Origin of the sequence: Actinotalea sp. JY-7885 (assembly GCF_014525465.1) — a bacterium.
In the GTDB taxonomy this organism is placed as follows: Bacteria; Actinomycetota; Actinomycetes; order Actinomycetales; family Cellulomonadaceae; genus Actinotalea.
This window is the reverse complement of sequence record NZ_JACEXH010000269.1, coordinates 1-2,955: the sequence shown is the minus strand read 5'-3', so window position 1 is coordinate 2,955 and position 2,955 is coordinate 1. Positions and strand designations below refer to the sequence as shown.

General features: G+C 74.1%; 2 protein-coding genes and 1 pseudogene. 1 reads left to right on the top strand and 2 read right to left on the bottom strand.

What is annotated here, in order from left to right; all coding sequences use genetic code 11:
• Positions 1–499, bottom strand: a pseudogene (locus IDM29_RS16075) (hypothetical protein); the annotation flags it as partial.
• Positions 500–928: 429 nt separating this feature from the next.
• On the opposite strand from IDM29_RS16075, the gene IDM29_RS16070 reads away from it, so the two are divergent.
• A complete protein-coding gene (locus IDM29_RS16070; protein ID WP_182113221.1) occupies positions 929–2,029 on the top strand; it encodes an acyl-CoA desaturase in 1,101 nt (366 codons plus the stop codon).
• 13 nt (positions 2,030–2,042) lie between these two features.
• Here IDM29_RS16070 and IDM29_RS16065 read toward each other — a convergent pair.
• A partial coding sequence (locus tag IDM29_RS16065) for an HNH endonuclease family protein (RefSeq protein WP_188037782.1) occupies positions 2,043–2,955 on the bottom strand: 913 nt, incomplete at its 5' end.

Below are 2,955 nucleotides of genomic sequence, written 5' to 3'. Positions count from 1 at the left end.
CGGCGTCGCCCCGGGCCGGGCCCGGCCGGGCGCCGCCGGGCCGGGTCGTCTCCGCGAGGCGGTCGACGTCGTCGTCGTCGGCGGCGGCGTCCCGCGGCTCGGTCCAGGTGGCGACCCCGATCGCGAGGAACGCCGACGCGATGCCGTAGCGCTGGGCGTGCTCGTCGGCGAGGGCGCCGACGGCGCGGGCCCGCCGCTTGGCGGCCGAGAGCGCCGAGCCCTCCCGCACCAGGTTGGACAGGCGCGTGGGTCGGCCCGCGAAGAGCTGGGCGATGCCCGAGGGGTGGGCGGCCGAGAGGTCGAGCTGCGCGTCGCCGAGCCGGTCGACGTCGGCCAGCGCGGAGTGGCCCCCGCGGGCGACCAGCGCGCTGCGCCACTCGTCGCGGACGCGCGCGACGAGCTGCGCGGTCGTCAGGGGCGGCACGGCGACAGGGGCAGACCCGGACCCGGGGACCTCGCCGCCGGGTCCCGGATCCTGGTGGAGCTCGGGAGCGGTCACGGCCTCACGCTAACTGCGCCAACCGCGCACGCACGGGTGCCGCGCCGTCGGCGGCGCACCTCACGCGGACGCGCCTGACCGAGTCCCGGGTGGGGGGCTCGGCGGCGGCGGCAGTCCCGCGGCGACGTCACGCGGGACGGGCACCGGATGCCGGTGCCGGCCGGAAGTGAGAACAGTGCGCACCGCGCAGGGGGCAGGCGATGCGCACTGTCAGGGCAAGTGTGCCCTCGTCCGGCATCGAAGGTCAAACACCTCGTTGAATCGTCGACCACCGTTCGGCCGTTCGGGTGGGAGCGGTTACACCGACGGGTGGTCGCGCGCCGCAGGCCCGACCTCTCGCGTTCCGGGGCGCCCGAGGTTACGCTTGCGTAGGTTTACTGATGTGCTGCCACGGCATTGCGTCACCCTTCGACAGAGCGGACGCGCCGTATGGACGCCATCTCCTCCTCCACCCCCACCCTCGAGCGGACGCCCGCCGTGCCGGCCTCGCGCCCCGCGGGCGAGTTCACCGCCCTGACGCGCACCGTCCAGGACGCCGGCCTCATGCGACGTCGCTACGGCTACTACTGGACGAAGTTCGCGCTCCTCACGCTCGCGCTCGGCGCGTGCGTCACCGCGCTCGTGCTCCTCGGCGACTCGTGGTGGCAGCTGCTCGTCGCCGCCGGGCTCGCGGTCGTGCTCGGTCAGGTGATGTTCCTCGGTCACGACGCCGCCCACCGCCAGATCTTCAAGTCCGGCAGGTGGAACGACTGGGCGAGCCTCGTGCTCGCGAACCTCTACGCGGGCATGAGCTACGGGTGGTGGCAGCACAAGCACAGCCGCCACCACGCCAAGCCGAACCAGGTCGGCGCCGACCCGGACATCGCGCCCGACGTCATCCTCTTCCACAACGAGGACCGCACCGAGCCCGTCACCGGCCTGCGCGCGTGGTTCCACGCCCGCCAGGGCTGGCTCTTCTTCCCCCTCCTGCTGCTCGAGGGCCTCAACCTGCACCTCGCGGGCCTCAAGACGATCTTCGGGCGCGGCGAGGTCAAGCGCCGCCCGGTCGAGATCGCCTTCGTCACCCTGCGCCTCGGCGGCTACCTCGGGCTCGTCTTCTGGGCGCTGCCCGTCGGCATGGCGTTCGCGTTCGTGGGCGTGCAGGTCGCGCTGTTCGGCCTCTACATGGGTGCGGTCTTCGCCCCCAACCACAAGGGCATGCCGATCGTCCCCAAGAACAGCCGGATCGACTTCCTCAGCCGGCAGGTCCTGATGAGCCGCAACGTCCGCGGCGGCCGGTTCACCGACTGGTTCATGGGCGGGCTCAACTACCAGGTCGAGCACCACCTCTTCCCGAGCATGGCGCGCCCGCACCTGCGCCGCGTGCAGCCCATCGTGCGCGAGTTCTGCGAGTCGCGGGGCATCCGCTACACCGAGACGAGCCTCGCGCAGTCGTACGCGATCGTCATCGCCTACCTCAACCGCGTCGGCCTCCAGGCCCGGGACCCGTTCCAGTGCCCGATCACGATGGAGTACCGCTCCGCGCGCTGACGCCCGCCACGTCTCACGGCGCGCCCGGGAGCGTCTCGCACGCGACGCCGTCGTCGTCCCCGTCGAGGCCGGCGACGTCGCCGTACGCCGGGCGGTAGGTGTCGTACCAGGCCTGTGCCTGCGTCCACGACGCGAAGTCCCCGCAGTCGACCGCGTCGCCCGGGTTGGCCGGGGGCGCCACGGGCGGCTCGACCAACGCGGGCGCCGAGGGCCGGACGGGCCCGGCCGCGTCCGTGGGGAGCGGCTCGTCCGGGCACGTGCGGAGCACCCGCACCATCGCGTCGGCCTCGGCCTGCGTGACCCACAGGTCGTACGCCCGCTTCACCGCGACCTGCCGCGCGACGTACGCGCACCGGAAGCCCGCGTCGGGCGGCAGCCACGTCGCGGTGTCACCGTCGCCCTTCTGCTGGTTGAGCGCCCCGTCCACCGCGAGCAGGTTGAGCGGGTCGTTCGCGAACGCCACCCGGGTGGCCGCCTCCCACTGCTGCGCCCCCTTCTGCCACGCGTCCGAGAGCGCCACGACGTGGTCGATCTGCACGAGCTCGCTGGTCCCCTGCCCCCGGACGAACTCGATGGTCGCGCCCGAGAACGGGTCGACGAGCGTCCCGGTGAGCACGACGCAGCCGTGCGTCCCGGGCTCGACGGTGGGGTGCGCGAGGTCGCGCGCGAGGACGTCGTTACGCGTGTCGCAGCCGTTGCGGTCGACGTCGACCCAGCCGTGCCCGAACAGGTCCCGGTCGTAGCCCGTCCGGGGCGCGCGCCCCTTGACCTCGAGCTCGACGACGGCCGCGAGCGCCGTGCCGGCGACGGCGGTGCCGGGGGCACCGGCGTCCGCGCCAGCGCCGTCGTCGGGCGACGGTGACGGTGACGGCGACGGCACGGACACGGCGGGCGCCGGCGGGCGGAGGTCCGGGGCCCCGCAGCCC